We start from the raw sequence: 23,738 nt of genomic DNA on the forward strand, positions 1-23,738 counted from the left end.
CGCGCCTGGCTACCGGAAGAGAATGAGGACCTTCAGTGCAGAACTTCCCAGGAGTAGGCGTCAGTCCAGGCCGCGTCATCGGAGTCATCCGGCAGATGCCGAAACCGATCAGCGAACCTCCCGCCGGTGAACAGCTGGCACCGGGCACGACGGCCGAGGAAGCAACTGCAGCCCTGAAGGCGGCGTCCCAGGCGGTACACGATGAACTGAAGGCACGCGCCGCGCACGCCACCGGCGACGGCAAGGCGGTCCTCGAAGCCACCGCACTGATGGCCAAGGACACCATGCTGATCAAGGGCGCCAGCAAGCTCATTGCCCGCGGCGTGTCCGGCGAGCGCGCCATCTGGGAATCAGGCTCCTCGGTCTCCGAAATGCTCCATAACCTGGGCGGTTACATGGCTGAACGGGCCACCGACGTCCTTGACGTTCGTGCCCGGATCGTCGCTGAGCTCCGCGGTGTTCCCGCGCCGGGCATCCCCAGCTCCAGCACCCCGTTCATCCTGGTGGCCGAGGACCTCGCCCCGGCCGACACCGCCACCCTGGACCCCAACAAGGTGCTGGCCCTGGTCACCTCCGGCGGCGGCCCGCAGTCCCATACCGCCATCATCGCCCGCTCCCTCGGCCTTCCCGCCGTGGTCGCCGCGGTGGGCGTGGACGAACTCCCGGACGGCACCGAGGTCTACGTGGACGGGGCTGCCGGCAGCATCACCGCCCAGCCCGACGGATCCCTCCGTGCCGCAGCGGAAGCGTGGGCCGCCACGGCTTCCCTGCTGGCCGAGTTCAGCGGAACGGGCGCGACGGCGGACGGCCACCTTGTGCCGTTGCTCGCCAACGTGGGCGGCGGCAAGGACGCCGAGGCGGCCGCCAAGCTGGGCGCCGAGGGCGTGGGCCTGTTCCGCACCGAATTCTGCTTCCTCGAGCGGGACACCGAGCCCAGCGTTGAAGAGCAGGCCGCAGCCTACAAGAGTGTTTTTGATGCCTTCCCGGGCAAGAAAGTGGTCCTGCGCACCCTGGATGCCGGCGCGGACAAGCCGCTTCCGTTCCTGACTGACTCCACTGAGCCCAACCCGGCCCTCGGCGTCCGCGGCTACCGCACCGATTTCACCACTCCGGGCGTCCTCGACCGCCAGCTGGAAGCAATCGCGCTGGCAGAGAAGCAGTCGGAGGCGGACGTGTGGGTGATGGCACCCATGATTTCGACGGCCGAGGAGGCAGCCCACTTCGCTTCCATGTGCGCAGGCGCCGGCATCAGGAACCCCGGCGTGATGGTGGAGGTCCCCTCCGCCGCCTTGACGGCCGAATCCATCCTGCGTGAGGTGAACTTCGCCAGCCTGGGCACCAACGACCTCACCCAGTACGCCATGGCGGCCGACCGCCAGCTCGGTCCGCTCGCCAACCTGAACACCCCATGGCAGCCGGCCGTCCTGCGCCTGGTGGGGCTCACCGTTGAAGGCTCCCGGGCAGAAGGCAGCGGCAAGCCCGTGGGCGTCTGCGGGGAGGCTGCCGCGGATCCCGCCCTCGCCGTCGTACTGACGGGCCTTGGCGTGAATACCCTGTCCATGACCGCGCGCTCCATTGCGGCCGTGGCCGCCGTGCTGAAGACCGTCACGCTGTCCGAGGCCCAGCAACTTGCCAAGCTGGCGCTGTCCGCACCGAGCGCCACCGAGGCACGGGCGTGGGTGCGGGAGAAGCTCCCTGTCCTGGAGGAGCTGGGGCTCTGATCAGGCGCTGACGCCGAACCCGTCCACCGCGCGGACCCATCCGCTGATGGTTTCCGCCGCGGTTCCGGGAGCCGTGTGCTGGAAGACGTGGCCCTGCCCGGGGATTTCGCCGGCGGTGCCCTGCGGGGCAACGCCGGCCAGGCGCGCGCACCACGGGCGCCGCGCGATCGGGTCCTTGGCGCCCCGGAGCACCAGCACGGGCTGGCTGACGCGGGCCAGCCGCCCGGTGATGGGGTATTCCATCATCACCGGCAGCTCGGTGAAATACCAGCGCAGGCCGGCCCGGAAATAGTCGCCGAACACAATGATGTTGGCGGACAGGGATTCACTGAACAGCGCGTCCCTGGCCAGTGCCAGGGACTGCCGCGCCACCGAATTCCGGCTGTCATCCACCACCGGCCCCATCAGGACGGCGCCGGACACCTGGCCGGGCTCCTGCAGCGCCAGCTCCACCGCAAGCTGGCTTCCCATGGAATGGCCCACCGCCAGGTAGTGCCGTACGCCGGCTTCCGCCAGCACCGCGGTCACGAAGGCGGCAAAGTCTTCCACTCGAAGCCGGCGGCGGGGGCGGTCAGCGTTGCCGAATCCCGGCAGGTCGAAGGTGTAGACGTCGGCTGCCTTGGCCAGCTCCTGGTGCAGCCGTGCCAGGTAGCGGTGGGAGACGCCGATCCCGTGCAGCAGCACGTAACTTGGCCTGGGCCCGGCGACGGCGGGCAGGACCGAGGCATAGAGCTTTCCCTGCAGGCCGCCGTGTTCCACGTCCTGTCCGCCACTCAATGCCATCAGCCGAGCATACCGCCAGCCGCGGCGGGGCACCGGTAGGCTGAAAATATGGCATTGATAGCTCCCCGGATGACCGGCGCCCTCCCCCGGGAAGACGCGGACAAGCTGCAGCGGGCACTTGCGGGCAGCGATGACATCACCGTCTTCGTGGACGGCACGGTCCACCGGCTGCCGCCCCTGGCCCGGGGCGCCGTCGTCGATCTCCTCCACCGGTTCAGCCGCGGCGAAGCGGTCACGGTCAGCAGCGTGGAGGAAATGCTGACCACCTCCAAGGCCGCGGAACTGGCCGGCATCTCGCACACCTACCTCCGCAACATGACGGACCGCGGCGAAATCCCGGTGGAGTACCGCGGTACGCACCGGCGCATCCCGCTGGCGGCCATCATGGCCTGGCTGGACAAGCAGAAGCTTGAACGGCAGAAACTGGAGCACCAGAAGAAGGAATCCAGGAAGAAGTCCGGCCCGCAGGAAGCGGTGGACGGGCAGGACGCCTAGATCCTTGGCCGGCCTGCCCAGCGCCGCATCTTAAGGGCTGCGTGGAGTTCCAGCCGGGGCAGCCCCTTGAGCGGGTCCACGCCCAGGAGCTGCCGGATCCGGCCCAGCCGGTTGTAGATGCTGCTGCGGTGCAGATGCAGCCGCGCGGCCACGTCCTGCACCGAGCCGTCGTTGTCATAGAGGAGCTCCAGGACGGGAATGAGCTCACCGTTGCGGTCGTGGTCCTCCAGCATCCGGAAGTAGACGGAGCCGGAGTCCGCCCAGGCGCCCACCCCTCCCCCGGCGGAGGCCAGCAGCTGGTACACGCCGGCCGCCCGGCAGTCCACGAGTTCGCCCAGCTGCGGGTCCACCGCGGCGGCCTGCGCGGCAACCCTGGACTGGCGGTACGCCTCGGACAGCTGCCGGGTCCTGCTGAAGCCTTCACTGATGCCCAGGATGATGCGGTGGACCGGGCGGCCCGAGCGTTTGGCCAGTTCCAGCTGGTAGTGCACCAGGACCTGGGCGTGGTTGGCCCGGCCGGTCGATTCGCGGAACAGCACCACGGAATGGGTCTCGGTGCCGGCGCTGAACAGGGCAGCATCAACACCCACGGTCGCCTGCAGCGCGGTGGAGCGGTGGGTCAGGGTGGCCGCGATGGGATCCGGTCCGCTGGCCCAGCCGTCGGCATCGAGGACCGTGACCATCTGCCACGGTCCCTTCCCCTGGACTTCCTTCCACCCGGCCACGGCGGCCACCGCGTTGGGTTCTCCGGCGCAGGCAGCCAGGAACTCCCGCTCCCGGCTCCGCCGGTACTCGGATTCGGCGGTGTTGGAATCCAGCAGCAGCCCGGACAGCAGTTCCAGCTCGTGGTTGACCGCCGGAAGCTGGGTGAGGATGGCCGCTGGATTCTCCTCGGCCGAGTCCTGCTGCACCCACAGGTATCCCACGCGGAACCCGCGGACCATCAGCGGGACGCAGACGCGGCCCAGCATTCCCAGGTCCGGGTTGGCCGGGACCACCACGGGGCGGACGGCGGTGGCGATGCCGTGCGAGAGTTGCCAGGCGGAGACGTCGGCGGGCACCTTCTTGCTGAGCAGGAAGTTCACCCGTACCCGGTCGGCGTGGGACTGGTTTGAGCTGTAGGCGAGGAGCACCCCGTCCAGGTCCTCGAGCGACAGCCCGCGGCCGAGCTTTTGCGCCACCTGCTCCACGAGCTGCTCCACACCCTGCTGCATGGGGCAACACTACTGCTTGTGGACGTGCGCGGACGAACGGACAGCAGGCGACACCTGACGCCCCAGGACTCGACATCTGTCGATCCTAAACGGGAGAAATCCGCGGAATCATGCGGTTCTCCCTGCATGCCCGCCACTGGTCCATGTCAGCTGGCTCACAAGCGGATTTATCGTGGAAACACGAAATCCTTCCGCACTTTCCGGCCCACACGGCCGAGAACCTGGAGCCCACGATGATCATCGGTGTCCCCAAAGAAATCAAGAACAACGAATTCCGGGTGGCCATCACTGCCGCCGGTGTCCACGAGTTCCGCACGCATGGCCACACGGTCCTGGTGGAGCGCGGCGCGGGCCTCGGTTCAGGCATCACCGATGAGGAATACTCGATCGCCGGCGCGGAAATCGTCAACGAGGCGGACGATGTTTGGGCCCGCGCGGACATGGTCATGAAGGTGAAGGAGCCCATCAAGGCCGAGTACCACCGCTTCCGCAAGGGCCTGATCCTCTTCACCTACCTCCACCTCGCCGCCGAACCGGAACTGACCCGCGAGCTCATCAACTCCGGCGTCACGGCCATCGCCTACGAAACGGTGCAGGAGGGACGCACCCTGCCCCTGCTCGCGCCCATGTCCGAGGTTGCCGGCCGGCTGTCCGTCCAGGTGGGTGCGTCCTCGCTGATGGCGCCCGCCGGCGGCAAGGGCATCCTGCTGGGCGGCGTGCCCGGCGTCCGCCCCGCCAAGGTTGTTGTGCTCGGAGCCGGCGTTGCCGGAACCAACGCTGCGGCGATGGCGCTGGGCCTGGGCGCCGACGTCACCATCCTGGACATCAACATCAACCGGCTCCGCGAACTGGACGCCCAGTACCAGGGCCGACTCAAGACGGTGGCTTCAAACAAGTACGAGATCGAGAAGTCCGTGGTGGACGCCGACCTGGTGATCGGCTCGGTCCTGATTCCCGGCGCCAAGGCCCCCAAACTGGTGACCAACGACCTCGTGGCGCGGATGAAGCCCGGCTCGGTCCTGGTGGACATCGCCGTGGACCAGGGCGGCTGCTTCGAGGACACCCACCCCACCACGCACCAGGAACCCACGTACAAGGTGCACAACACCATCTTCTACTGCGTGGCGAACATGCCCGGCGCCGTCCCCAACACCTCCACGTACGCGCTGACCAACGTCACCCTGCGCTACGCGGTGGCCCTGGCCAACCTGGGCGTCAAGGCGGCGTTCGACCGTGACCCCGCCCTCGCAGCCGGGCTCAACATCGCCGCCGGCCACGTCGCGCACCACTCGGTTTCGGAGGCGCACAACCTGCCCCTCGTGGCGGACTGGCACGAGCTCGTTTCGGCCTAGCAGGAGGCGCTACCGGGCCAGCCCGCGTGCCGCCTCGATGATCTTCAGGGTCTCGACGGCGTCCGCCGGGTCCACGGGAAGGGGCGCGCCGGAGGCGGCACCGCCGTCGTGGATCTTCCCGGCGAGCAGCCGGTAGAACTCCGGATAGGCTCCACGCTCGGTGGGCAGGACATCCAGGTGGCCGTCACGGCCCAGGAGCCCTGCCCATTCCGGCGCCTCCACCCCGTATTCCGCGTCGAGGGGGCTGCCTCCGGCCACAATGTAGGGTTCCTGCGGGTCCACGCCGTGCTTGGTGTAGCCGCCCACCGAGCCCAGGACGCGGAAGCGCGGGGCCTGCTGCGCGCAGAGCATGTTCATGTGCAGGTGGCTGAGCACCCCCGTCTCGTGGCGCAGCACCACGAACACATCGTCATCCGCCCGCTCGTCGGAGCGCCGCGCCCGCAGCTCGGCATGGGTCACCGTGGCCGGGCCGAAGAGCTGGAGCGCCTGATCAATGAGGTGGCTGCCCAGGTCGAACAGCGCACCGCCTCCTTCGGCTGCCGTTGCGCGCGCCTTCCAGGCCTTGGCGATGATGGGGGACCAGCGCTCGAAGCGCGACTCGAACCTTGTCACGGTGCCGACGGCGTCCACCTCCAGCAGTTTCCGCAGGGTCAGGAAGTCGCCGTCCCACCGCCGGTTGTGGAAGACCGTCAGCACCCGGCCCAATTCCCCGGCCAGTTCGATCAGTTCCTGCCCCTGTGCACTGGTGACGGTGAAGGGCTTGTCCACCACCACATCCAGCCCCGCTTCCAGGGCAGCCCTGGCCAGGGGGTAGTGGGTGGCCGGCGGGGTTCCCAGCACCACCAGGTCCAGGTCGCCCGCAACGTCCAGGACGGCGTCACCATTGCGGACTGTCTTGACCCCCGGATACCGGGCGCTGGCAGCCGCTTGCCTGCCGGCGTCGGACGTTGCGACGACGTCCAGCGAGTAGCTGGGGTCAGCCGCGATCAGCGGGGCGTGGAAGACGCTTCCGGACAGTCCGTAGCCGACGACGGCAGTGCGGATGGGGCGGGCAGCAGCAGTACCGGTCATAGGGCTACCGTACTCCCGCACGCTCTCTCACTTAATGGCCCTTAACCGCTAACGCTCTCTCACTTCCGGAAAGGAAGCGAGAGAGCGTTGCGGGAAAACCAACGTTAAGTGAGAGGGCGTCCCGGGGGCAGGGTTACTTCTTTTCCCAGCCCAGGGTGGTCCAGTCCGGAACCTGGGACAGGCTCTGGAACAGGGACGGGCCGTAGTTGGCCAGGCCGGTGCGGACGAAGGAGATCTGCGGGCCGTTCATGACCACGCCCATGGAGAAGTACTTCGCCATGTGCTCCTTCTCAACCTCCATGGCTGCCTTGTTCCGCTCGGCGTTGTCCTCGATGGAGGCGAGCTCGGCGATCCTCTTGTCCAGTTCAGCGTCTCCCAGGCCGTTTTCGTTGGTCTTGGAGTCGTAGTACTGCTTGACGGCGGACGTCGCATCCGCCCCAACGGTGTAGCCGGAGACGCTCACGTCGAACTCGCGGCCGCCGATGACCTTTCCGAAGTCGGCAGAGGCCCGCTGATCGATGCCCACGTCCATGCCGCCGGCCTGGAGCTGCTTCTGCAGGGTCTGGGTGAAGGCCAGCGTGGTGGGATCGTCACCGAAGTTGCTGATCTTGAAGGAAACAGGCTTGCCGTCCTTCTCCATGACGCCGCTGGCGTTCTCCGTGTACCCGGCATCGGTCAGGACCTTCTTGGCGGCATCCGGGCCGGTCTCCTTCACGGGGTAGTTGTCCTGGTAGTAGTCCGAGAACGGCAGGAGCATCATGGAACCGGAGCTGGGCTCCTCCCAGTTCAGGCCGTTGAACCGGACCTTGCGCAGCGCCTCACGGTCCACAGCGGCGAACATGGCTTCCCGGACGGCGACGTCGGTGATCCGCTGGGCGTTGATGTTCAGGCCGCCGGCGAACAGCCGCTGGCCGCGGCGGACCTCGGCGTCTTTGGTGCCTTCCAGCTGCTTGTAGAGCGCGATGGTGTTGGCGGACATCGCATCGATCTCGCCGTTCTTGAAGGCTGCAATCTGGGCGCTGGTTTCCAGCTGACGGAAGACCACGCTCTCCAGGACCGGCTTCGTGCCCCACCACTTCTCATTGGGCACCAGGGAAAGGGTCTTGGCCGCGGGGTCGTACTGGTCCACCTTGAACGGGCCTGCCATCCACTCCGGGTGCATCTCGCCGACAAAGCCCTCGTTGAAGATCTCCGGCGTGTTGACAGCCGGGTGGATCAGCCCGAAGAACAGGTCTTCGAGCGGGTAGACCGGCTGCGTCATCTTGACGATGACTTCCTTGTCGCTGCTTCCGGCCTCGACAGACTCCACGAAGGCGTAGGAACCGGAGGACACGATGTCGTAGCCGGCATCCGGGCTCTTCAGGATGTTCCAGGTGTTCTGGAAGGCCTTGATGTCGATCGGCGTGCCGTCGTTGTACGTTGCTTTGTCGTTGACCTTGATGGTGACGGTCTGCTTGCCGTCAACCATCTCGCTTTCCACGGACTCGCAGAAGTCCTTGTTGGGGCTCGCCTTGCCCTCGAAGTCGACCTTCCAGCAGCCGCCGATGCCGCCACCCGTCACTGCAACGGGGTTGATCGGAGCCATCAGGGCGGAGTTGTCCGAGCTGTTGCCGTTATTGGAGAAACCGTTGAAGTCCGGACCGATGCTGCCCAGCGGAAGTGTCACCTTGCCGCCCTGTTCAAGATCGGCCGCAGGCTTCTCGTTGATGCTGATGAGCTTGGACAGGTCGCTGCCTGCCTCCTGCCCCTTGGCCGTTTCGGGGCCAGTGGCTCCGCCACCACCGCCGCAGGCCGTCAGCGCCAGGGCAGCAGCAATGGCAGCTGCCCCGCCGATCCTGTTCAGATTCCTCATGGTTTTCCCTTCGTTGAGTGCGGGTGGAGTGATGGGTCGACTAATCCTAGGGCGCATGGTGGTCCGCCGTGTCGTGGACTACCAGCATGTCTTCATCCAGCTGTCCGTCCGGGAAGAAACAGGCAAAGCGCTGGTCCGGCGACGGCCCGGGGGCAGCCTCCAGGGTCCGTGCCGCCTCTGATGGCGTCACGGGCTCCAGCGGCGGCTCCAGGCTGAGGCACTTTTCCTGTTTTGCGGGCGGCAGGGCGGCGAAGACAGGGCACCGGGTGGCGAAGTTGCAGCCCTTGGGCGCGTCCAGCGGGGAGGGCAGGTCGCCCTTGAGGATGATCCGTTCGCGGGTGCGTTCCACCTGGGGGTCAGGTACGGGAATGGCGGACAGGAGGGCCCGGGTGTACGGGTGGCGCGGGTTGCCGAAGACCCGGTCAACCTCCCCGATCTCCACAATCTTGCCCAGGTACATCACGGCGACCCGGTTGGAGATGTGCCGGACCACGGAAAGATCGTGCGCCACCAAAAGGTAGCTCAGCCCCAGCTCGGCGCGGAGCCTGTCCAGGAGGTTGATGACCCCCGCCTGCACCGAAACATCCAGGGCCGAGACGGGCTCGTCCAGGACCACCAGCTTGGGGTTCACGGCCAGCGCCCGTGCAATGCCAATCCGCTGGCGCTGGCCGCCGGAGAACTGGTTGGGGAAGCGGTTGACATGGTCCGGCTGCAGGCCCACCAGCCTCATCAGCTCCATGATCCGTTTCTTGATGGCCTGCCGGTCCATGCCTGCGTTCTGCAGCGGTTCGGCGAGGACTTCGTAAACGGTGAACCGCGGGTCCAGGGCGCCGGTGGGGTCCTGGAACACCATTTGCAGTTCCCGGCGCATCGCGCTTTTGGTCCTGGCGTCCGCGGCCTGCTTGTTGCTCAGGCCGCCGATGACCACCTCGCCGTCCTGGTCCTTGTGGAACTCCATGATTTCCAGGAGCGTGGTGGTCTTTCCCGAACCTGATTCGCCGACGATCGAGAAGCACTCCCCCTCGCGGATGTCGAAGCTGATCCCGTCCACGGCCTTGACCGTGCCGATGCGGCGCTTGAGCAGGGCTCCCTTGGTGAGCGGGAAGTGCTTGCGGATGTCCTTCAGTTCCAGGACTGCGGAGCGCTCCTCCCGCGGCATCGCATCGAAGCGGGAGACGGGCACCGGCGGAGCCGCAAAGACGTCCTGGGCGTCCACGTCCGCTCCAAGCGACTCCGATTTGATGCATGCGGCGCGGTGCCGTGCACTGCCCGGGACCGCCGACAGTGGGGGCTCCCCGGCACGGCACGGGTCCGAGGCCAGCGGGCACCGGGGGGCGAACGAGCAGCCGGTGGGCTGGTGGAGCAGGTTGGGCGGCATGCCCTCGATGGGCACCAGGGACGTCTTTTCTGCCACGTCCACCCGGGGCACGGCCCCCAGCAGGCCCATGGTGTACGGCATGCGCGGGTTGTAGTAGATGTCATCCACCCCGCCGGTCTCCACCGGCCTGCCCGCGTACATGACCATGATGTCGTCCGCCATCCCGGCCACCACGCCGAGGTCGTGGGTGATCATGACGACGGCGGCGCCCGTCTCTTCCTGTGCTGTGTGGAGCACCTCGAGGACCTGCGCCTGGATGGTGACGTCCAGCGCCGTCGTCGGCTCGTCCGCGATCAGGACCCGCGGGTTGTTGGCGATGGCGATGGCGATCATCACGCGCTGACGCATGCCGCCGGAGAATTCATGCGGAAAGGCCCGCAGCCTGTCCTTGGGGCTGGGAATCCCCACCATGGCCAGGAGTTCGACGGCGCGGGCTTCCTTCGCCTGCCTGCTCATGCCGGGGTTGTGGATGGTGAGCGCTTCGATGATCTGGGTGCCCACCGTGTACACGGGCGTCAGGGAGGAAAGCGGGTCCTGGAAGACCATGGCCAGTTCATTGCCGCGGTAACCGCACATGGCTTTGTCGCTGAGGCCGAGCAGTTCCCGGCCGTTAAGCCGGACGGAGCCGGAGACCTCCGCGGCGGCGGGCAGGAGTCCCATGATGGCCAGGGAGGTGACGGACTTGCCGGAACCGGACTCCCCCACGATGCCAAGCGTCTTGCCGGCCATCAGGTCGAAGTCCACGCCGCGGACGGCGTGGACCATCCCGTTTTCGGAGGTGAAGCGGACGTGCAGGTCGCGGACCGACAGCACGGCGTCGCTGGGGGCCGCAAGCCCGGCAACGTGGAGCCGCTCCGCCGGCAACCCTGCGGACTCCGCCGGCCCGGCGGTGGTTTCGCTGCTCATGACGCCTTCTTCTGCACGAGTGACTGGTCGGTTCCGTTGTTCCTGGCCCTCTTTTTCCTCGCCTTGCCGCTGGAACTGGAGCTGGGGTCGAAGGCGTCACGCAGGCCGTCGTTCATCATGGCCAGGGACCCGGTGAGGAGGAACATGACGGTCAGGGGCACCCAGAACATCCAGGGGAACGTCTGGACCTGGGAGGTGGCGCCGCCGATCAGCACGCCGAGGCTGACGTCCGGGAGCTTGATGCCGATGCCAATGAAGGAGAAGGCAACCTCCGCAAGGATGGCGGCGGTGACGCCGCGGGTGATGTCCAGGACCAGCAGCGAGCCGATGTTCGGCACCAGGTGCCGCCAGATGATCCGGCGCGGCGGCACTCCCATGTACTGGGCCGCCTTGACGAAGTCCCGCTGCATGAGGGACATGGACAGTGACCGGATGAGGCGTGCGGTTCCCATCCAGCTGAAGACCAGCAGGACGATGATCAGCAGCAGCCAGGAGGGCAGGTCCTGTTTGAGCCCCGCTCCGCCGCCGCTGGTGGCCACGGCAACCACCAGGAGTGCCGGCATCATGATGAGCGCTTCAAGGACGAAAAGCATCAGCTTGTCCACTTTGCCGCCGAAGTAGGCCATGGTGCAGCCGTAGACCGCGGCTATAAGGACCGAAACAAGTCCCACCACCAGGCCGATCAGGATGGAGATCCGGGTTCCCTCCACCGTCATGGCGTAGAGGTCGATGCCCGCCTGGGAGGTGCCCAGGTAATGCTCGGCGGACGGCGGCATCCCGATGTTGAAGGGGTCGATGGTTTCCTTGTCCCAGGGCGTGAAGTACCCGCCCACAAAGGAGAACAGGGTCAGGGCAAGGAAGATGGCCAGGCCGGCCACGGCTGTCTTGTTCCGCATGAACCGGCGGAAGATGATGGTGGACTTGCCGATGACGACGTCGGCGCCTTCCAGGTGCGCATCCTGCGCCGCTGCTGCCGGATCGACGGCGTTGAGGTTGGTCACGGCTACTGCACCCTCACTCTCGGGTCAACCAGGGTGGTGGCAAAGTCCGCCAGGATGGCTCCCAGGGCGAAAATGACCGAGCCGTAGGCGAGCGTGGCCGTGGCGGCGTTGACGTCCTGCAGCGAAATGGCGTCAATGCTCCAGGAGCCAACGCCGGGCCAGGCGAAGATCTTTTCCGCAAAGAATCCGCCGGCGAAGATGGCCGGGATGGTGAAGGCGATACTTTGTGCCACCGGGATGAAGGAGACCCGCAGCGCGTGCCGGGTTATGGCCTGGTTGCGGCTGAGCCCCTTGGCGCGGGCCGTCCGGACGAAATCCGCATTCACGTTGTCCAGTAGGTACTGGCGCTGGGCGATCTGGTAGGAACCCCATCCCACCAGGGTGATTGCGACGGTGGGGACCGCGTAATGCGCCAGCATGTCCACGAACTGCGCCCAGCCCGGTTCAATCCCGGGGGTGGAGATGCCGGTGACGAAGAAGATGCGTTCACCCACGGACTCGTTGATATTGATAGCCCCCAGTTGCACCAGGAAGTAGGCGATGGGTGCGGGCACGATGTAGGCAAGGTAGCTGTACGACGTGATGACCCGGTCCTGGAACTTGTACTGCCGGGCGGCGGAGTAGACCCCCAGGGCCACGCCGATGACAAGGGTCAGGATGATGGATGCGAGGAACAGCCTGGTGGAGATCCATACCCTGTCGCCGAACTCCGCGTTGATGAAGGCCCCGTTGGGGCTCCTGCCCCAGTCCCACCGGGTAACGATGGCGGTCAGCCAGTCGACGTAGCGCTCCCAGGGGCTCAGGTCCGGGTCCAGCCCTTTGAGCCGCATCGAGGCAGCAACCTGTTCGGGAGTGGGGCGCGGAATGCGTTCCTGCTCGAGCAATGCAGGCTTCAGGGAACTCACCGCGAGGAAGTAGCCCGCGGACGTCGTCAGGAAGATCATGACCACGTAAATGAGGCCGCGCCGCGCGAGATACCTGAGCACGCTATCTGGATCCTTCCGTCCCCACCGGATCAGCGGGAGTTGTACCGCGTCACCGGATCCATTGCCAGCGGGTAGCTGGCGACCCGCACCCTGGCCGGGCGTCCTGGCGGACTATGTCGCGGGTCACATTCCAGAGGAAACTACCACAGGCCGCCAGCGAATTTGCGGGCGACCGGGGCGAAAGCTACCCGCGGGTACCAGATTGTTATGAATAATTCTGTGAAGTTGATTTGACTGGACGCTGGGGCATCTGCCCGCGTAATCTATGCGCCTTTGACCACCCGTGTGACAAGATCCTGCCACGACGCAGCCAGCCTGTCAGCGGTAATCCCGTGGACCCGCACCAGGTTCAGAAGCCGCCCGGGGTCCAGGGCAGCGCCCAGGGAGCCCGCCATTAGCCATGGGTCGGAGGTGAAGCCTTCTTCGCGGAGCAGCACTTCGATATGGCGGTGCCAGAGCGCCGCTGCCGGCACCTCGAAGCGGCTGCTGCGCGAGGCGTTCTCCGCCGCGAGCACAAGGTCGCCGAACTCCACCACATACGCGATCCGCGCCGCCCCGAAAGCAACAAGCCGCTCAAGGCCGGGAGCGCCCGGCCCCAGGGGAGGTGGACCAAACAGGAAGCGCTCCTGGAACGCCGCTTCGGAGTCGTCGAGCAGCGTCAGCAGGAGGCCGGCCCGGCTGCCGAACCGGCGGAATACAGTTCCTTTGCCCACTCCGGCACGCTCCGCGAGACGGTCCATAGTGAGCGCCTGTGCGCCGCCCTCCTGGATGATCTCCCGGGCGGCCGCCAGCAGCCGCTCCCGGTTGCGGGCGGCGTCACTGCGTTCAGCTGCCGTCGCCGGCGTCATGCCCGGCCGCAGTGGGATGAGGCTCACAGCGTCATTCTAGCCCCCGGGAATAGAAACGGACCGTGGTCCGTTTAGCCTGGTGAAAGGCATGACCAGCCTCAGAGAAAACCGGCAAGCGGCGCCCCGCTGCCACCAAGACAAGGAGTTCTTATGACCAAGAGCAAAGTACTGACTCTCGTCGGCAGCCTGCGTGCCGAATCCACGAACCAGAAACTGGCGGAGGCAATCCAGCTCAACGCCCCCGAGCAGGTGGACGTCGTCATCCATGAAAGCCTGGGCAATATCCCCTTCTACAACGAGGACATCGACGTTGAAGGCAAGGTTCCCGCCGCTGCCGCCGCCCTCCGTTCGGCAGCCAGCGAAGCCGACACCGTCCTCCTGGTAACCCCCGAGCACAACGGCACGGTGCCCGCCGCCCTGAAGAACGCCATCGACTGGCTGTCCCGCCCCTTCGGCGCCGGCGCCCTCGCCGGCAAGCCCACCGCCGTCGTCGGAACTGCGTTCGGCCAGTACGGCGGCGTCTGGGCCCAGGACGAGGCCCGCAAGGCCGCGGGCATCGCCGGCGCCCAGGTCCTCGAGGACGTGAAGCTGGCCGTCCCCGGCTCGATGGTCCGGTTCGCCGAAGTCCACCCCAAGGACGACGCCGAAGTGGTTGAGCAGATCAAGGGCGTATTCGATGCCCTTGCTGCTGCCGCACCCGCAGCCTAAGGCGCAATATCCCGCGGGCAACGCCCGGTCCGCCCTCCGACGGACCGGGCGTTGCCGCCTGCGGACACCGTGACCAACTCTTGTCCCAACCGGTACCTCCCGGACATACGCACCCGGAAGGGCCAGCCGTAGCATTGATGCACGAAACGTACCGGAACGGGATCGCGGTGCAGTCATGGCAGCAGGGCGGAGCGCCGGGAGGCGCCGGACAAGGAAGCGCTGGGCGGCGGCAGCCCTCGCCCTTCCGCTGCTCCTTGCCTCCTGCGTGAACCAGGCCCCACAAACACCCTCCGCCGCCTCCCCCAACCCGGGCAGCGGTTCCGTCAGCAGCCCTGCACCGACTCCCGTCCCCACCGCTCCCGCGCCGCAGCCTCAGGAGCCAGCCCCGGCCGGCACTCCCACCACGCCGCCCGAACCCACCCTCGCCCCAACCCCAACCCGGCCCTCGACCAGTCCCCCTGCAATGGCACCACCCCAGGGCCTGTCCGTCCCGGAGGCGGCGCGGCCGAGGGAAACAGCCGCAACACGGTCCCCGTCCCCCGCCAAGTCGAGTCCTCCTGTGAACCCCGCGGCACCACGGATGCTTACCGCTTACTACGTCCTCCTTGACGACGGCGGCAGCAGCGGCGTGCGTTTCGGCTGCAACGACAGCCTGGTGGGACTGGCCCGGGCCGCACCCGGGACCGAGCCCCTGCTGACTGCGGCGATGAACGCCCTGCTCCAAGGGGCCGGAGACGCCGACATTCCGCTGGATCCGATCGAGGTGTCGGATGTTTACAACGCCTTGGACGGCTCCGAGCTGACGTTCCTGTCCGGGAGCTTCGACGGGACCACCGTCACGGTCTACTTGGCCGGAACGCTCAGCCTTGGGGGCGCCTGCGACGTTCCGCGAGTGGAGGCCCAGTTGACCCACACCGCCGTGGCCGCCGTTGGCGCCATCAGGGCGGACGTTTACGTAAATGGACAGCCCCTTTCCGAGGTGCTGCGCCAGGACTAGCCCGTAGGCACTAATTTGCAACAGGTGTTGCTTTTTAGGCAACCCCCGGCTGTATCCTGTCGGTGTGAGCCACGAAACAATCGACGCAACCGGGACGCTGCCAGCGGAAGCAATAGATGCGATCGAACGGGCCGCCACATCGGCGCACCGGCACGAGGAACTGTTCTCGGACCGGGCCGCGAACATCCGCCAGTCCGCGGTTCGCGACGTCTTTGACATCTCCATGCGCCCGGGCCTGGTCTCCCTTGCCGGCGGAAGCCCCTACCTCCAGTCGCTGCCGCTGGAGCGGCTGGGTGCCACGGCGGCCCGGATCATTGCAGAGGACGGCCTGACCGCGCTGCAGTACGGGACCGGCCAGGGGACCCTGGAGCTGCGGACCCAAATCTGCGATGTCATGGCCGCCGAAGGAATCCTGGATGCCCTGCCAGAGAACGTGGTGATCACCGCCGGCTCCCAGTCAGCGCAGGACGTAGCCACGAAGGTCTTCTGCAATCCGGGGGACGTGGTGCTGGTGGAAGACCCGACCTATGTGGGCGCGCTCAACACATTCGAGTCCTACCAGGTGCAGGTGGAAACGGTGGGCATGGACGAATCCGGCCTGGTCCCGGAACTGTTGGAGGCAAAAATCGCGGCGCTGCAGCTGTCCGGCAAGAGCATCAAGTTCCTCTACACCATCCCCAACTTCAACAACCCCTCCGGTATCACGCTGGCAAAGGAACGCCGCCAGCAGGTCGTCGACATATGCCGCAAGGCGAATATTCTGGTCCTTGAGGACAACCCCTATGGGCTGCTGCGCTACAGCGGCGAGCCACTGCCTCCGCTGCGTGCCGATAACGCCGACGACGTCATCTACATGGGGTCGTTCTCCAAGATTTTCGCTCCGGGCCTGCGCATCGGCTGGGCCCTGGTGCCCGAACACCTGCAGCGCCGGTACTACCTTGCCGCTGAATCCGTCACGCTGTGCCCGCCCACCCTGAACCAGATGCTCGTCTCCGCCTACCTCCGCGACTACGACTGGAAGGGCCAGATCGAGACCTACCGGAGCCTGTACGCCGAGCGCTGCCAGGCGATGCTGGCCGCCTTGAAGGAATTCATGCCCGCGGGGACAACCTGGACCACCCCGGAGGGTGGCTTCTTTGTCTGGGTGACCCTCCCGGAAGGCCTGGACACCTACCCGCTGCTGCACAAGGCGATTGACGCGGGCGTGGTCTTTATCCCCGGCGCCGCCTTCACGCCGTCGGACGAGCCGTCCAACAAGCTGCGCCTCGCCTTCAGCGCGGTGCCCCCCGAGGCTATTACCGAGGGCGTGCGCCGGCTGGCGCCGGTGCTTCAGGAAGCCATCGCCGCGCTGTAGCGTTGGCCACACCAGTGCCGCGGAACCAAGCAAAGGAGCAAACATATGAGTGGAATCATCGTTGTTGGGGTTGACGGCAGCGGAACGGCAAAGAAGGCGGCGGAATCCGCCCGGGACCTGGCCCTCGCCCTGGATGCCTCGCTCCATGTGGTGACGGCCTTCGACAGTGACAGGACAGAGGTGTTTGGCAGCGGAAGCGACCAGTGGATCGTCTCCGACGCCGACGCCGCCGAGCATGTTGCGCGGACAGTGGCGGAATCACTGGGAGGCGGCGGGAAGGTAACGTACTCGGCTGCCCGCGGCCGCCCTGCTGACGCCCTGATCAAGGAGGCCATCCGGATGGAGGCCCGCATCATCGTGGTGGGAAACCGCAGGATGCAGGGCATCGGCCGGGTCCTGGGCAGCGTGGCGAACAGCGTGGCCCACAACGCGCCCTGTGACGTCTACATCGCCAACACGTACGACGCCGACTAGGAGTTACCGCGGACACTCCCCCTGGTGGCCAAGGTCGCCCCGGGGGGTGTCCGTTCTCACGCGCTATACGCCATTTAAGCCCTGAGCGCAAAGATAAAATTGAATCAGGCCCCAACGGTGCGGACAACAGCAGACACCACTACCAAGGGGCACCATTGATCACTCTCCAGCGCCGCCAGCTCGTAGGCCACGACATCCTCCTGGCCCGCCACGGAAACCACATCTGCTCCATGCGGGTTGACCGCAGCAACGGAACCGTCGTGGCACTGCTGGATGACGGCAGCGTTGACAGTGCGCCGAACCTCATTGCCCCTGACCTGCAGCTTCCCGAAACCGTAGGCAGCGTGCTGCGCGAGGACTGGAAGCTGCTGACGGCGTGGGCCGGAATGGCTGCCGCGATGGGCGTGCTGCTGACGGCTGCGGCTGTGGCCCTGGGGAACACCGCCGATCCGGCCGCCCTCGAGATGTTCACCACGATGTCCTACGGCGCCATCAGGCCCTGAAGCATCCACCAGATGCCCGCCATCACCACTCCCCCGAAGAGTGAGCCTGCCACCACCTGAGCCACGGTGTGCGCGCGAAGCACCACGCGCGACCAGCCGACCGCCGGTACCAGAAGCAGCAGCGGGGCCCACGCCGGCCCCAGCATCAGGACGGCGATAACGGTAGAGCAGGAAATGGCTGCTGCATGGCCGCTCATTTTCCAGAACGGGCTGACAGCGGCCAGGACCACCACCCCGCCGACCACGGCGAGGACCATGGCAACAACGCTCCGTGGCGCCCCCGCCGCCTCCAGGACCAGCAGCCCGGCCAGGATCGAGCCCAGCGCCATGAGCAGGACCGGTGCCCGCTGTTTCCTGTCACTGACGTGGTGGTCTGTGACCTTTCCAAGCCGCACCAGGACCAGCAGCAGGATCAGCGGCAGCACGCAGACGAACACGGCTGCCAGCGCCCCGTACACCATGGTTCCGGGGAACCCGTCCTCCGTCAGCGGGCTGACCAGCAGCTGGATGCTGACCACCACGGGCGGCTGGAACGCCTCGGTCAGCCATCTGGCGGTCCTGTTTTTCGCCCGGATGGTGTTGCTGTTGACAACCACGTCCCTTAGTCCAGGAGCAGCGCGGGCTCTTCCAGGATGGCCGCAACGTCTGCCATGAAGCGTGCGGACAGGTCACCATCCACCACCCGGTGGTCGAAGGAGCCGCCAAGGGTGGTGATCCAGCGCGGGATGACCTCACCGTCAAGGACCCAGGGCTTCTGCTTGATGGTGCCGAACGCCACGATGGCCACCTCGCCGGGGTTGATGATGGGCGTCCCCGTGTCGATGCCCAGCGCCCCGATGTTCGTGATGGTGAGCGTGCCGCCCTGCATTTCGGCGGGCTGGGTCTTGCCGGCCCGTGCAGTGGTGGCAAGGTTGTTCAGCGCGAGGGCCAATTCCTTGAGGGACAGGTCCTGGGCGTTCTTGATGTTCGGCACCATCAGGCCTCGCGGTGTTGCAGCGGCGATGCCCAGGTTCATGTAGTGCTTGACGTGGATCTCGGCGGCGTCGGTGCCGTCGGCGTTGTCCACCCAGGTGGCGTTGACGCTGGGGTTCCGTGCGGCAGCCCAGATGACGGCCTTGGCCAGGATCAGCAGCGGCGAAACCCGGATGCCCTCGAAGTCCCGTGACGATTTGAGCCGCTTGACGAACTCCATGGTCCGGCTGGCGTCGACGTCCACGAAGATGCTGACGTGCGGAGCGGAGAAGGCCGACTCCACCATCGCCTTGGCCGTGGCCTTGCGGACACCCTTGACCGGAATCCGTTCAATCCGCTGGTCCTGCGGCTTGCCCGCCTTGCCCCAGAAGCCGTCCGCCTTGTCCAGTTCGGCGTCGCGCTGGGCCTGGTAGCTGACCAGGTCCTCCCGGGTTACCTCGCCGCGGGAACCGGTAGCCACCACATCCGCCAGGTCGATGCCCAGGTCCCGGGCAATCTTCCGCACGGGAGGCTTGGCCAGGACCCGGTTGACCAGCCCGGTAATGGTGCCGCCCAGGGTGGGCCGGTTGTCGATGGCGTCCGCCGGGGCGGAAGCGGCGGGGCGTGGGGCTTGGCTGACCTCCGCCGGCGTATGGGGCTGGACCGGTTCCACCTCGGGTGCGTTGACGGTCACGGCGGCAGAGGGCTGCACCTTGCGCGGGCGGCGCTTGACGGCGTCGGCCTTGGGGCCGGAACCCACCAGCGGACCGCCGGTCGGGGCATTGTCCTGCGCGTCGGCGTCGTCCCTTGCGCCCTCCTCGTCGGCAGGGAGCGTGCCGTACAGCGGCTGCACGGGTGCTTCCGGGGCGCGAACGTCAGCGGGCGTGGGATCGCCTTCCACTTTGTCGCTGACGCTGATGATGGCCGTCCCGACGTCGATGGTCACCCCTTCCGGGACCAGCAGCTCAGTGACGGTCCCGGCGAAGGGGGACGGCAGTTCCACGATGGACTTGGCGGTTTCGATCTCGCAGAGGACGTCGTTGATGGCAACGGCGTCGCCGGGCTTGACCTTCCAGGAGACGATCTCGGCCTCGGTCAGGCCTTCGCCGACGTCGGGCAGGTTGAACTTGTTGAGAGTCATGGTGTCCTCAGTAGGAGAGGGCGCGGTCCAGCGCCTCCAGGATGCGGTCGATGTCCGGAAGGTAGTCTTCCTCCACCTTCGCGACGGGGTACGGCATATGGAAGCCACCAACGCGGATAACGGGGGCTTCAAGCGAATGGAAGGCCCGCTCGCTGATGCGGGCCGCGATCTCGCCGCCGATCCCTCCGAAGGTAGGCGCCTCATGGGCGACGACCAGGCGTCCGGTCTTCCGTACGGAGGCGGTGACCGTGTCAAAGTCGAGCGGCGAGATGGAGCGGAGGTCGATGACCTCCACGCTGCGGCCGTCCTCCTCGGCCGCGTTGGCGGCGGCGAGGGCAACGGGGACCAGTGGCCCGTAGGCGACGACGGTGGCGTCGGTGCCTTCCCGAAGGACATGGGCCTTGAAGGGATCGGCGGCGTGGCCCGGCGCTTCGGTGTCAACCTCGCCCTTGAGCCAGTAGCGGCGCTTGGGCTCGAAGACGATCACCGGGTCCTGGCAGTCCACGGCCTGCTGGATCATCCAGTAGGCGTCGTGGGGGTTGGACGGGGTGATGATCCGGAGCCCTGCGGTGTGGGCGAACAGCGCTTCGGGTGATTCCGAGTGGTGCTCCACGGACCCGATGCCGCCGCCGTAGGGGATGCGGATGACCACCGGCACCGTGAGGTTGCCGTTGCTGCGGGCGTGCATCTTGGCCAGCTGGGTGGTGATCTGGTTGAAGCCGGGGAAGACGAACCCGTCGAACTGGATCTCGCAGACCGGCCGGTAGCCGCGCAGGGCCAGGCCGATGGCGGTGCCGATGATGCCGGACTCAGCCAGCGGGGTGTCCACGACACGGTCGGGGCCGAACTCGCCGATCAGCCCGTCGGTCACCCGGTACACGCCGCCGAGGGGGCCGATGTCCTCGCCCATCAGGAGTGACTTGGGGTTGCCGGCCAGGGTGGCGCGCAGGCCCTGGTTGATCGCCTTGGCGATGGTCATGGTGGTCATCAGTGGCCTGCCTTTGCTGCTGCCTGTCCCTGTTCCGCGGAGGAATCAACACCGGCAAAGCCGGCCTCGTATTCTTCGAACCATGCCAGTTCCTCGGCCACCAGGGGGTGGGCCTCAGCGTAGGTGTTGGCAAAGGCGGAGCGGATGTCCGGAGTCTCGAGGTCATGGGTGGTGCGCCGGACATAGGCCGCGAGTTCGTCGCCGTCGGCCTTGACCCTGGCAAAGAAGTCGTCATCCGCCAGGCCCTCGGCACGCAGGTACTTCTCCAGCCGGAGCAGCGGATCCTTGGCACGCCAGGCGTCTTCCTCGGCCGAAGGGCGGTACTTGGTGGGATCGTCGGCAGTGGTGTGCGCGCCAACGCGGTAGGTGAAGGCCTCGATCAGGACAGGACCCTTGCCCTGCCGGGCGTGCTCCAGGGCCCACTCCGTGACGGCGTGCACCGCGATGACATCGTTGCCGTCCACGCGGATGCCGGGAAAGCCATAGCCCTTGGCGCGGTTGGACAGCGGTACGCGGGTCTGCACGTTGGTGGGGACGGAAATGGCCCAGTGGTTGTTCTGGCAGAAAAACACCACAGGGGCGTTGTAGGAGGAGGCGAACACCATGGATTCGTGGACGTCGCCCTCGGAACTGGCGCCGTCGCCGAAGTAGGCGATCACTGCGGCGTCCGGTTCCTGGCGGGCCCCGCCGGCCGCTGCGGCCAGCTTCTGGTCCCGCTGGATGCCCATGGCATAGCCCACTGCGTGGAGTGTCTGGGCGGCGAGGACCAGGGTGTAGAGGTGGAAGTTGGTGTCCTTCGGATTCCAGCCGCCGTTGGATACACCGCGGAACTGGCGGAGCAGTTCAGCAAGGTCAACGTTCCTGGTCAGCGCGACGCCGTGTTCCCGGTACGTGGGGAAAATGTAGTCCTGCGGCTGGCTCGCCCGGCCCGATCCGATCTGGGCTGCTTCCTGTCCTGTGAGCGGAACCCACAGGGCCAGCTGCCCCTGCCGCTGGAGGGCGGTGGCCTCAACATCGAACCGGCGGATTGCGGCCATGTCCGCGTACAGCCCGCGCAGGCGCTCCGGCGTGAGCTTGTCCGCGTACTGGCTGTAGACCGGGTCAGCGCCGAGCTTCCCGTCAGGTCCCAGCAGCTGCACCATCTGCGCCGGGGGCTCGCCCATGACGGCTTCCGCGTCAGCTTCCCGCTGGTCGTCTACCGCTGTTCCGTCGAACTCGGTGGAAGGCAGATGTGTGCCCATACCGTCTCCTTGCTTGCCGCATCCGGATGCAATGCAATGTCGCTGGGATATATGCCTCTTACGGAATACATTCCCGTTGCGGCATATACATTGGCTTACTGATCCTAACTTTATCTTCAGTAGGTAGGCACGGGAGTACTTGTTAAGCGCTAGGAAGGACCTGAGGGCTTTGTATAGTCCGCACACAACTGCAGGAATCTCGTATTGGCCTCCTGCTCGCCGATGCTGACCCTGACCCCATCGCCCGGGAACGCCCTGACGGACAGGGCCCGGGCAGCGGCCAGGTCTGCGAAACGGGTACTTTCGGCACCCAGGGCCAGCCACACGAAGTTCCCTTGGGCATCGGGAACAGTCCAGCCCAGGTCCCGCAGGCCGGCCGCCACCCGGGTCCGCTCATCCACGAGCATTTGTACCCTTTCTACAACCTGCGGGAAATTCTGCAGCGAAACTATTGCTGCCTTTTCTGCAATCTGCGACACGGCGAACGGGGTGGCAGCCACCCTCAGGTGCTGTGTGAGCCCCGGGTTGGACACGCTGTAGCCCACCCGAAGCCCTGCCAGGCCATGGGCTTTGGAAAACGTGCGGAGCACCACCACGTTCGGGTACTTGCGGTAGAGGGCCAGGCCATCCACGGCGTCGGCTGCCCGGACGAACTCCTGGTAAGCCTCATCGATGACCACCACAACGCTGGAAGGCACGGAGCGGATGAAGGCTTCAGTCTCTGCTGCTGCCAGCGCGGGACCGGTGGGGTTGTTGGGCGTGCACAGGAGGATCACCTTGGTGCGGGCAGTGACGGCGGCGGCCATGGCTGCCAGATCGTGCCGGCCATCGGCGGTGACCGGGATGCGGACACTCTCGGCGCCTGCCAGGCCAACGCTGATGGGATAGGCCTCGAACGACCGCCAGGCGTAGATGACCTCATCGGGCTTGCCATCGTCGTTCTGGCCTGCGAACGTGGCCAGGACCTGGTTCAGCGCGCCCAGGCTGCCGGCACCGGTGACGATGTCCTCCGCCGGGACGTCCAGGAATTCGGCAAGGGCCTCCCGCAACCGGCTGCTGAGCGGGTCCGGGTAGCGGTTGAAGTCCTGCTGGCGCGCGATGGCCTCCACAACGGCGGGGAGCGGCGGAAGCGGGTTCTCATTGGAAGAGAGCTTGTAGCTGGCCAGTCCTTCGACGGCGGCCGGCGGCTTCCCTGCCGCATAGCGGGGCAGCCGGCCCACCACCGGGCGCGGCGGAATCCCGTCGGCCGGGGCCTCTGAAGACGTCATGCAACCCAGACTACTTCTCTCCGTCTTGTAAGCCCGCGCACAGTGCCCTGTGCAAGCATGGTTCCATGGGCTCCTTCATTCTTCGGATCATCATCAACGCCGCAGCGCTGTGGGTGGCGAGCTGGATTCTGCCGGGACTGGAAATCTCCAGCTCCGCTGCCTCCGAGGCCGTTGCCGAACGCGGCGTCACAGAGGGCACCGACGCCGTCGGGCTCGTCCTGGCCTACCTGTTCATTGGCGCCATCTTCGGCATCGTAAACGCTTTCGTCAGGCCGCTGGTCAGGTTCCTCGCCCTGCCCCTCACCATCCTGACCCTGGGCCTGTTCACAATCATCATCAATGCAGCCATGCTCTACCTGACGTCCTGGATCAGCAGCTACACGCCGGTGGAGTTCACCATCGACTCCTTCTTCTGGACAGCTGTGCTGGCGGCAATCATCATCTCGCTGGTTTCGATGGTGGCCAGCGTCCTGCCAGGGGCACGGAAGCGCTAGCCCGCAGGGCCG

General features: G+C 66.5%; 22 protein-coding genes. 9 read left to right on the forward strand and 13 right to left on the reverse strand.

The genetic code is table 11. The features are described 5' to 3' along the window. Positions 1 to 35: 35 nt before the first annotated feature. Positions 36 to 1,721: a phosphoenolpyruvate--protein phosphotransferase gene (ptsP, locus tag ACJJV6_RS07195; RefSeq protein ID WP_009357951.1), complete on the forward strand. Its 1,686-nt coding sequence runs from the start codon at positions 36 to 38 to the stop codon at positions 1,719 to 1,721. On the opposite strand, the gene ACJJV6_RS07200 is transcribed toward ptsP, so the two are convergent. After that, positions 1,722 to 2,504: an alpha/beta fold hydrolase gene (locus ACJJV6_RS07200; RefSeq protein WP_035752714.1), complete on the reverse strand. Its 783-nt coding sequence runs from the start codon at positions 2,502 to 2,504 to the stop codon at positions 1,722 to 1,724. Positions 2,505 to 2,552: 48 nt separating this feature from the next. Between ACJJV6_RS07200 and ACJJV6_RS07205 the strand changes: the two genes are divergently transcribed. Beyond that, entirely contained in the window at positions 2,553 to 2,999 is a 447-nt protein-coding gene (locus ACJJV6_RS07205) for a helix-turn-helix domain-containing protein (RefSeq protein WP_035752712.1), read from the forward strand. Here ACJJV6_RS07205 and ACJJV6_RS07210 read toward each other — a convergent pair. After that, positions 2,996 to 4,213, reverse strand: coding sequence for a CdaR family transcriptional regulator (locus ACJJV6_RS07210; protein WP_009357948.1), 1,218 nt, complete (start codon positions 4,211 to 4,213; stop codon positions 2,996 to 2,998). The two genes, ACJJV6_RS07205 and ACJJV6_RS07210, sit on opposite strands and share 4 nt — an antisense overlap. A gap of 233 nt (positions 4,214 to 4,446) precedes the next feature. On the opposite strand from ACJJV6_RS07210, the gene ald reads away from it, so the two are divergent. After that, positions 4,447 to 5,565 (forward strand): alanine dehydrogenase, encoded by a 1,119-nt coding sequence (gene ald / locus ACJJV6_RS07215; protein WP_009357947.1) that lies wholly within the window; start codon positions 4,447 to 4,449, stop codon positions 5,563 to 5,565. A 9-nt stretch (positions 5,566 to 5,574) separates the two neighbouring features. Here the strand turns inward: ald and ACJJV6_RS07220 are convergent, their stop codons facing one another. The 6 genes from ACJJV6_RS07220 to ACJJV6_RS07245 all read right to left on the reverse strand — a co-directional run bounded on the left by ACJJV6_RS07220 (position 5,575) and on the right by ACJJV6_RS07245 (position 13,634). After that, a complete protein-coding gene (locus ACJJV6_RS07220; protein WP_009357946.1) occupies positions 5,575 to 6,636 on the reverse strand; it encodes a Gfo/Idh/MocA family oxidoreductase in 1,062 nt (353 codons plus the stop codon). A gap of 133 nt (positions 6,637 to 6,769) precedes the next feature. After that, positions 6,770 to 8,488 carry an ABC transporter family substrate-binding protein gene (locus ACJJV6_RS07225; RefSeq protein ID WP_009357945.1) on the reverse strand — a complete coding sequence of 573 codons (1,719 nt, stop codon included), beginning with the start codon at positions 8,486 to 8,488 and terminating at the stop codon, positions 6,770 to 6,772. Positions 8,489 to 8,534: 46 nt separating this feature from the next. Beyond that, a complete protein-coding gene (locus ACJJV6_RS07230; RefSeq protein WP_009357944.1) occupies positions 8,535 to 10,772 on the reverse strand; it encodes an ABC transporter ATP-binding protein in 2,238 nt (745 codons plus the stop codon). Then, on the reverse strand, positions 10,769 to 11,773 hold the full coding sequence (locus ACJJV6_RS07235; RefSeq protein WP_009357943.1) for an ABC transporter permease: 1,005 nt from the start codon (positions 11,771 to 11,773) through the stop codon (positions 10,769 to 10,771). Before ACJJV6_RS07235 ends, ACJJV6_RS07230 begins: the two co-directional genes overlap by 4 nt. Before the next feature lie 2 nt (positions 11,774 to 11,775). Beyond that, complete coding sequence (locus tag ACJJV6_RS07240; protein WP_009357942.1) at positions 11,776 to 12,759, reverse strand: ABC transporter permease; 984 nt, start codon at positions 12,757 to 12,759, stop codon at positions 11,776 to 11,778. Between the two features lie 263 nt (positions 12,760 to 13,022). Next, positions 13,023 to 13,634 (reverse strand): TetR/AcrR family transcriptional regulator, encoded by a 612-nt coding sequence (locus ACJJV6_RS07245; protein WP_009357941.1) that lies wholly within the window; start codon positions 13,632 to 13,634, stop codon positions 13,023 to 13,025. Positions 13,635 to 13,757: 123 nt separating this feature from the next. On the opposite strand from ACJJV6_RS07245, the gene ACJJV6_RS07250 reads away from it, so the two are divergent. The 5 genes from ACJJV6_RS07250 (at position 13,758) to ACJJV6_RS07270 (ending at position 17,643) form a co-directional block, all read left to right on the forward strand. Continuing rightward, positions 13,758 to 14,315, forward strand: a complete 558-nt coding sequence (locus ACJJV6_RS07250) for an NAD(P)H-dependent oxidoreductase (protein WP_133350496.1) — start codon at positions 13,758 to 13,760, stop codon at positions 14,313 to 14,315. A gap of 559 nt (positions 14,316 to 14,874) precedes the next feature. Beyond that, the gene (locus ACJJV6_RS07255) at positions 14,875 to 15,312 is read left to right on the forward strand and encodes a hypothetical protein (RefSeq protein WP_354176208.1); all 438 of its coding nucleotides are present in this window, start codon (positions 14,875 to 14,877) and stop codon (positions 15,310 to 15,312) included. 64 nt (positions 15,313 to 15,376) lie between these two features. Next, a complete protein-coding gene (locus ACJJV6_RS07260) occupies positions 15,377 to 16,666 on the forward strand; it encodes a PLP-dependent aminotransferase family protein (protein ID WP_009357939.1) in 1,290 nt (429 codons plus the stop codon). A 45-nt stretch (positions 16,667 to 16,711) separates the two neighbouring features. Beyond that, entirely contained in the window at positions 16,712 to 17,140 is a 429-nt protein-coding gene (locus tag ACJJV6_RS07265) for a universal stress protein (protein WP_009357938.1), read from the forward strand. Positions 17,141 to 17,295: 155 nt separating this feature from the next. Next, positions 17,296 to 17,643, forward strand: coding sequence for a hypothetical protein (locus tag ACJJV6_RS07270; protein ID WP_009357937.1), 348 nt, complete (start codon positions 17,296 to 17,298; stop codon positions 17,641 to 17,643). On the opposite strand, the gene ACJJV6_RS07275 is transcribed toward ACJJV6_RS07270, so the two are convergent. The 5 genes from ACJJV6_RS07275 to ACJJV6_RS07295 form a co-directional block, all read right to left on the reverse strand. Further along, a complete protein-coding gene (locus ACJJV6_RS07275) occupies positions 17,622 to 18,239 on the reverse strand; it encodes a phosphatase PAP2 family protein (protein ID WP_009357936.1) in 618 nt (205 codons plus the stop codon). The two genes, ACJJV6_RS07270 and ACJJV6_RS07275, sit on opposite strands and share 22 nt — an antisense overlap. Before the next feature lie 5 nt (positions 18,240 to 18,244). Further along, on the reverse strand, positions 18,245 to 19,735 hold the full coding sequence (locus tag ACJJV6_RS07280; protein ID WP_354176206.1) for a dihydrolipoamide acetyltransferase family protein: 1,491 nt from the start codon (positions 19,733 to 19,735) through the stop codon (positions 18,245 to 18,247). A gap of 7 nt (positions 19,736 to 19,742) precedes the next feature. Next, entirely contained in the window at positions 19,743 to 20,723 is a 981-nt protein-coding gene (locus ACJJV6_RS07285; protein WP_133350486.1) for an alpha-ketoacid dehydrogenase subunit beta, read from the reverse strand. After that, entirely contained in the window at positions 20,723 to 21,964 is a 1,242-nt protein-coding gene (gene pdhA, locus ACJJV6_RS07290; RefSeq protein WP_009357935.1) for a pyruvate dehydrogenase (acetyl-transferring) E1 component subunit alpha, read from the reverse strand. Before pdhA ends, ACJJV6_RS07285 begins: the two co-directional genes overlap by 1 nt. A gap of 149 nt (positions 21,965 to 22,113) precedes the next feature. Then, positions 22,114 to 23,232 carry a histidinol-phosphate transaminase gene (locus ACJJV6_RS07295; RefSeq protein ID WP_354176204.1) on the reverse strand — a complete coding sequence of 373 codons (1,119 nt, stop codon included), beginning with the start codon at positions 23,230 to 23,232 and terminating at the stop codon, positions 22,114 to 22,116. Positions 23,233 to 23,297: 65 nt separating this feature from the next. Here ACJJV6_RS07295 and ACJJV6_RS07300 point away from each other — a divergent pair, with 65 nt between their 5' ends. Continuing rightward, entirely contained in the window at positions 23,298 to 23,726 is a 429-nt protein-coding gene (locus tag ACJJV6_RS07300; protein ID WP_009357934.1) for a phage holin family protein, read from the forward strand. The last annotated feature ends 12 nt before the right edge of the window (positions 23,727 to 23,738 follow it).

Source organism: Arthrobacter nitrophenolicus (genome assembly GCF_045833485.1).
GTDB classification, from domain to species: Bacteria; Actinomycetota; Actinomycetes; order Actinomycetales; family Micrococcaceae; genus Arthrobacter; species Arthrobacter nitrophenolicus.

Coding starts and splice junctions, on each gene's coding strand:
- ACJJV6_RS07200 (WP_035752714.1), bottom strand. CDS start 2,504: ATGGCATTGAGTGGCGGACAGGACGTGGAACACGGCGGCCTGCAGGGA.
- ACJJV6_RS07205 (WP_035752712.1), top strand. CDS start 2,553: ATGGCATTGATAGCTCCCCGGATGACCGGCGCCCTCCCCCGGGAAGAC.
- ACJJV6_RS07210 (WP_009357948.1), bottom strand. CDS start 4,213: ATGCAGCAGGGTGTGGAGCAGCTCGTGGAGCAGGTGGCGCAAAAGCTC.
- ald (WP_009357947.1), top strand. CDS start 4,447: ATGATCATCGGTGTCCCCAAAGAAATCAAGAACAACGAATTCCGGGTG.
- ACJJV6_RS07220 (WP_009357946.1), bottom strand. CDS start 6,636: ATGACCGGTACTGCTGCTGCCCGCCCCATCCGCACTGCCGTCGTCGGC.
- ACJJV6_RS07225 (WP_009357945.1), bottom strand. CDS start 8,488: ATGAGGAATCTGAACAGGATCGGCGGGGCAGCTGCCATTGCTGCTGCC.
- ACJJV6_RS07230 (WP_009357944.1), bottom strand. CDS start 10,772: ATGAGCAGCGAAACCACCGCCGGGCCGGCGGAGTCCGCAGGGTTGCCG.
- ACJJV6_RS07250 (WP_133350496.1), top strand. CDS start 13,758: ATGACCAAGAGCAAAGTACTGACTCTCGTCGGCAGCCTGCGTGCCGAA.
- ACJJV6_RS07265 (WP_009357938.1), top strand. CDS start 16,712: ATGAGTGGAATCATCGTTGTTGGGGTTGACGGCAGCGGAACGGCAAAG.
- ACJJV6_RS07280 (WP_354176206.1), bottom strand. CDS start 19,735: ATGACTCTCAACAAGTTCAACCTGCCCGACGTCGGCGAAGGCCTGACC.
- ACJJV6_RS07285 (WP_133350486.1), bottom strand. CDS start 20,723: ATGACCACCATGACCATCGCCAAGGCGATCAACCAGGGCCTGCGCGCC.
- pdhA (WP_009357935.1), bottom strand. CDS start 21,964: ATGGGCACACATCTGCCTTCCACCGAGTTCGACGGAACAGCGGTAGAC.
- ACJJV6_RS07295 (WP_354176204.1), bottom strand. CDS start 23,232: ATGACGTCTTCAGAGGCCCCGGCCGACGGGATTCCGCCGCGCCCGGTG.
- ACJJV6_RS07300 (WP_009357934.1), top strand. CDS start 23,298: ATGGGCTCCTTCATTCTTCGGATCATCATCAACGCCGCAGCGCTGTGG.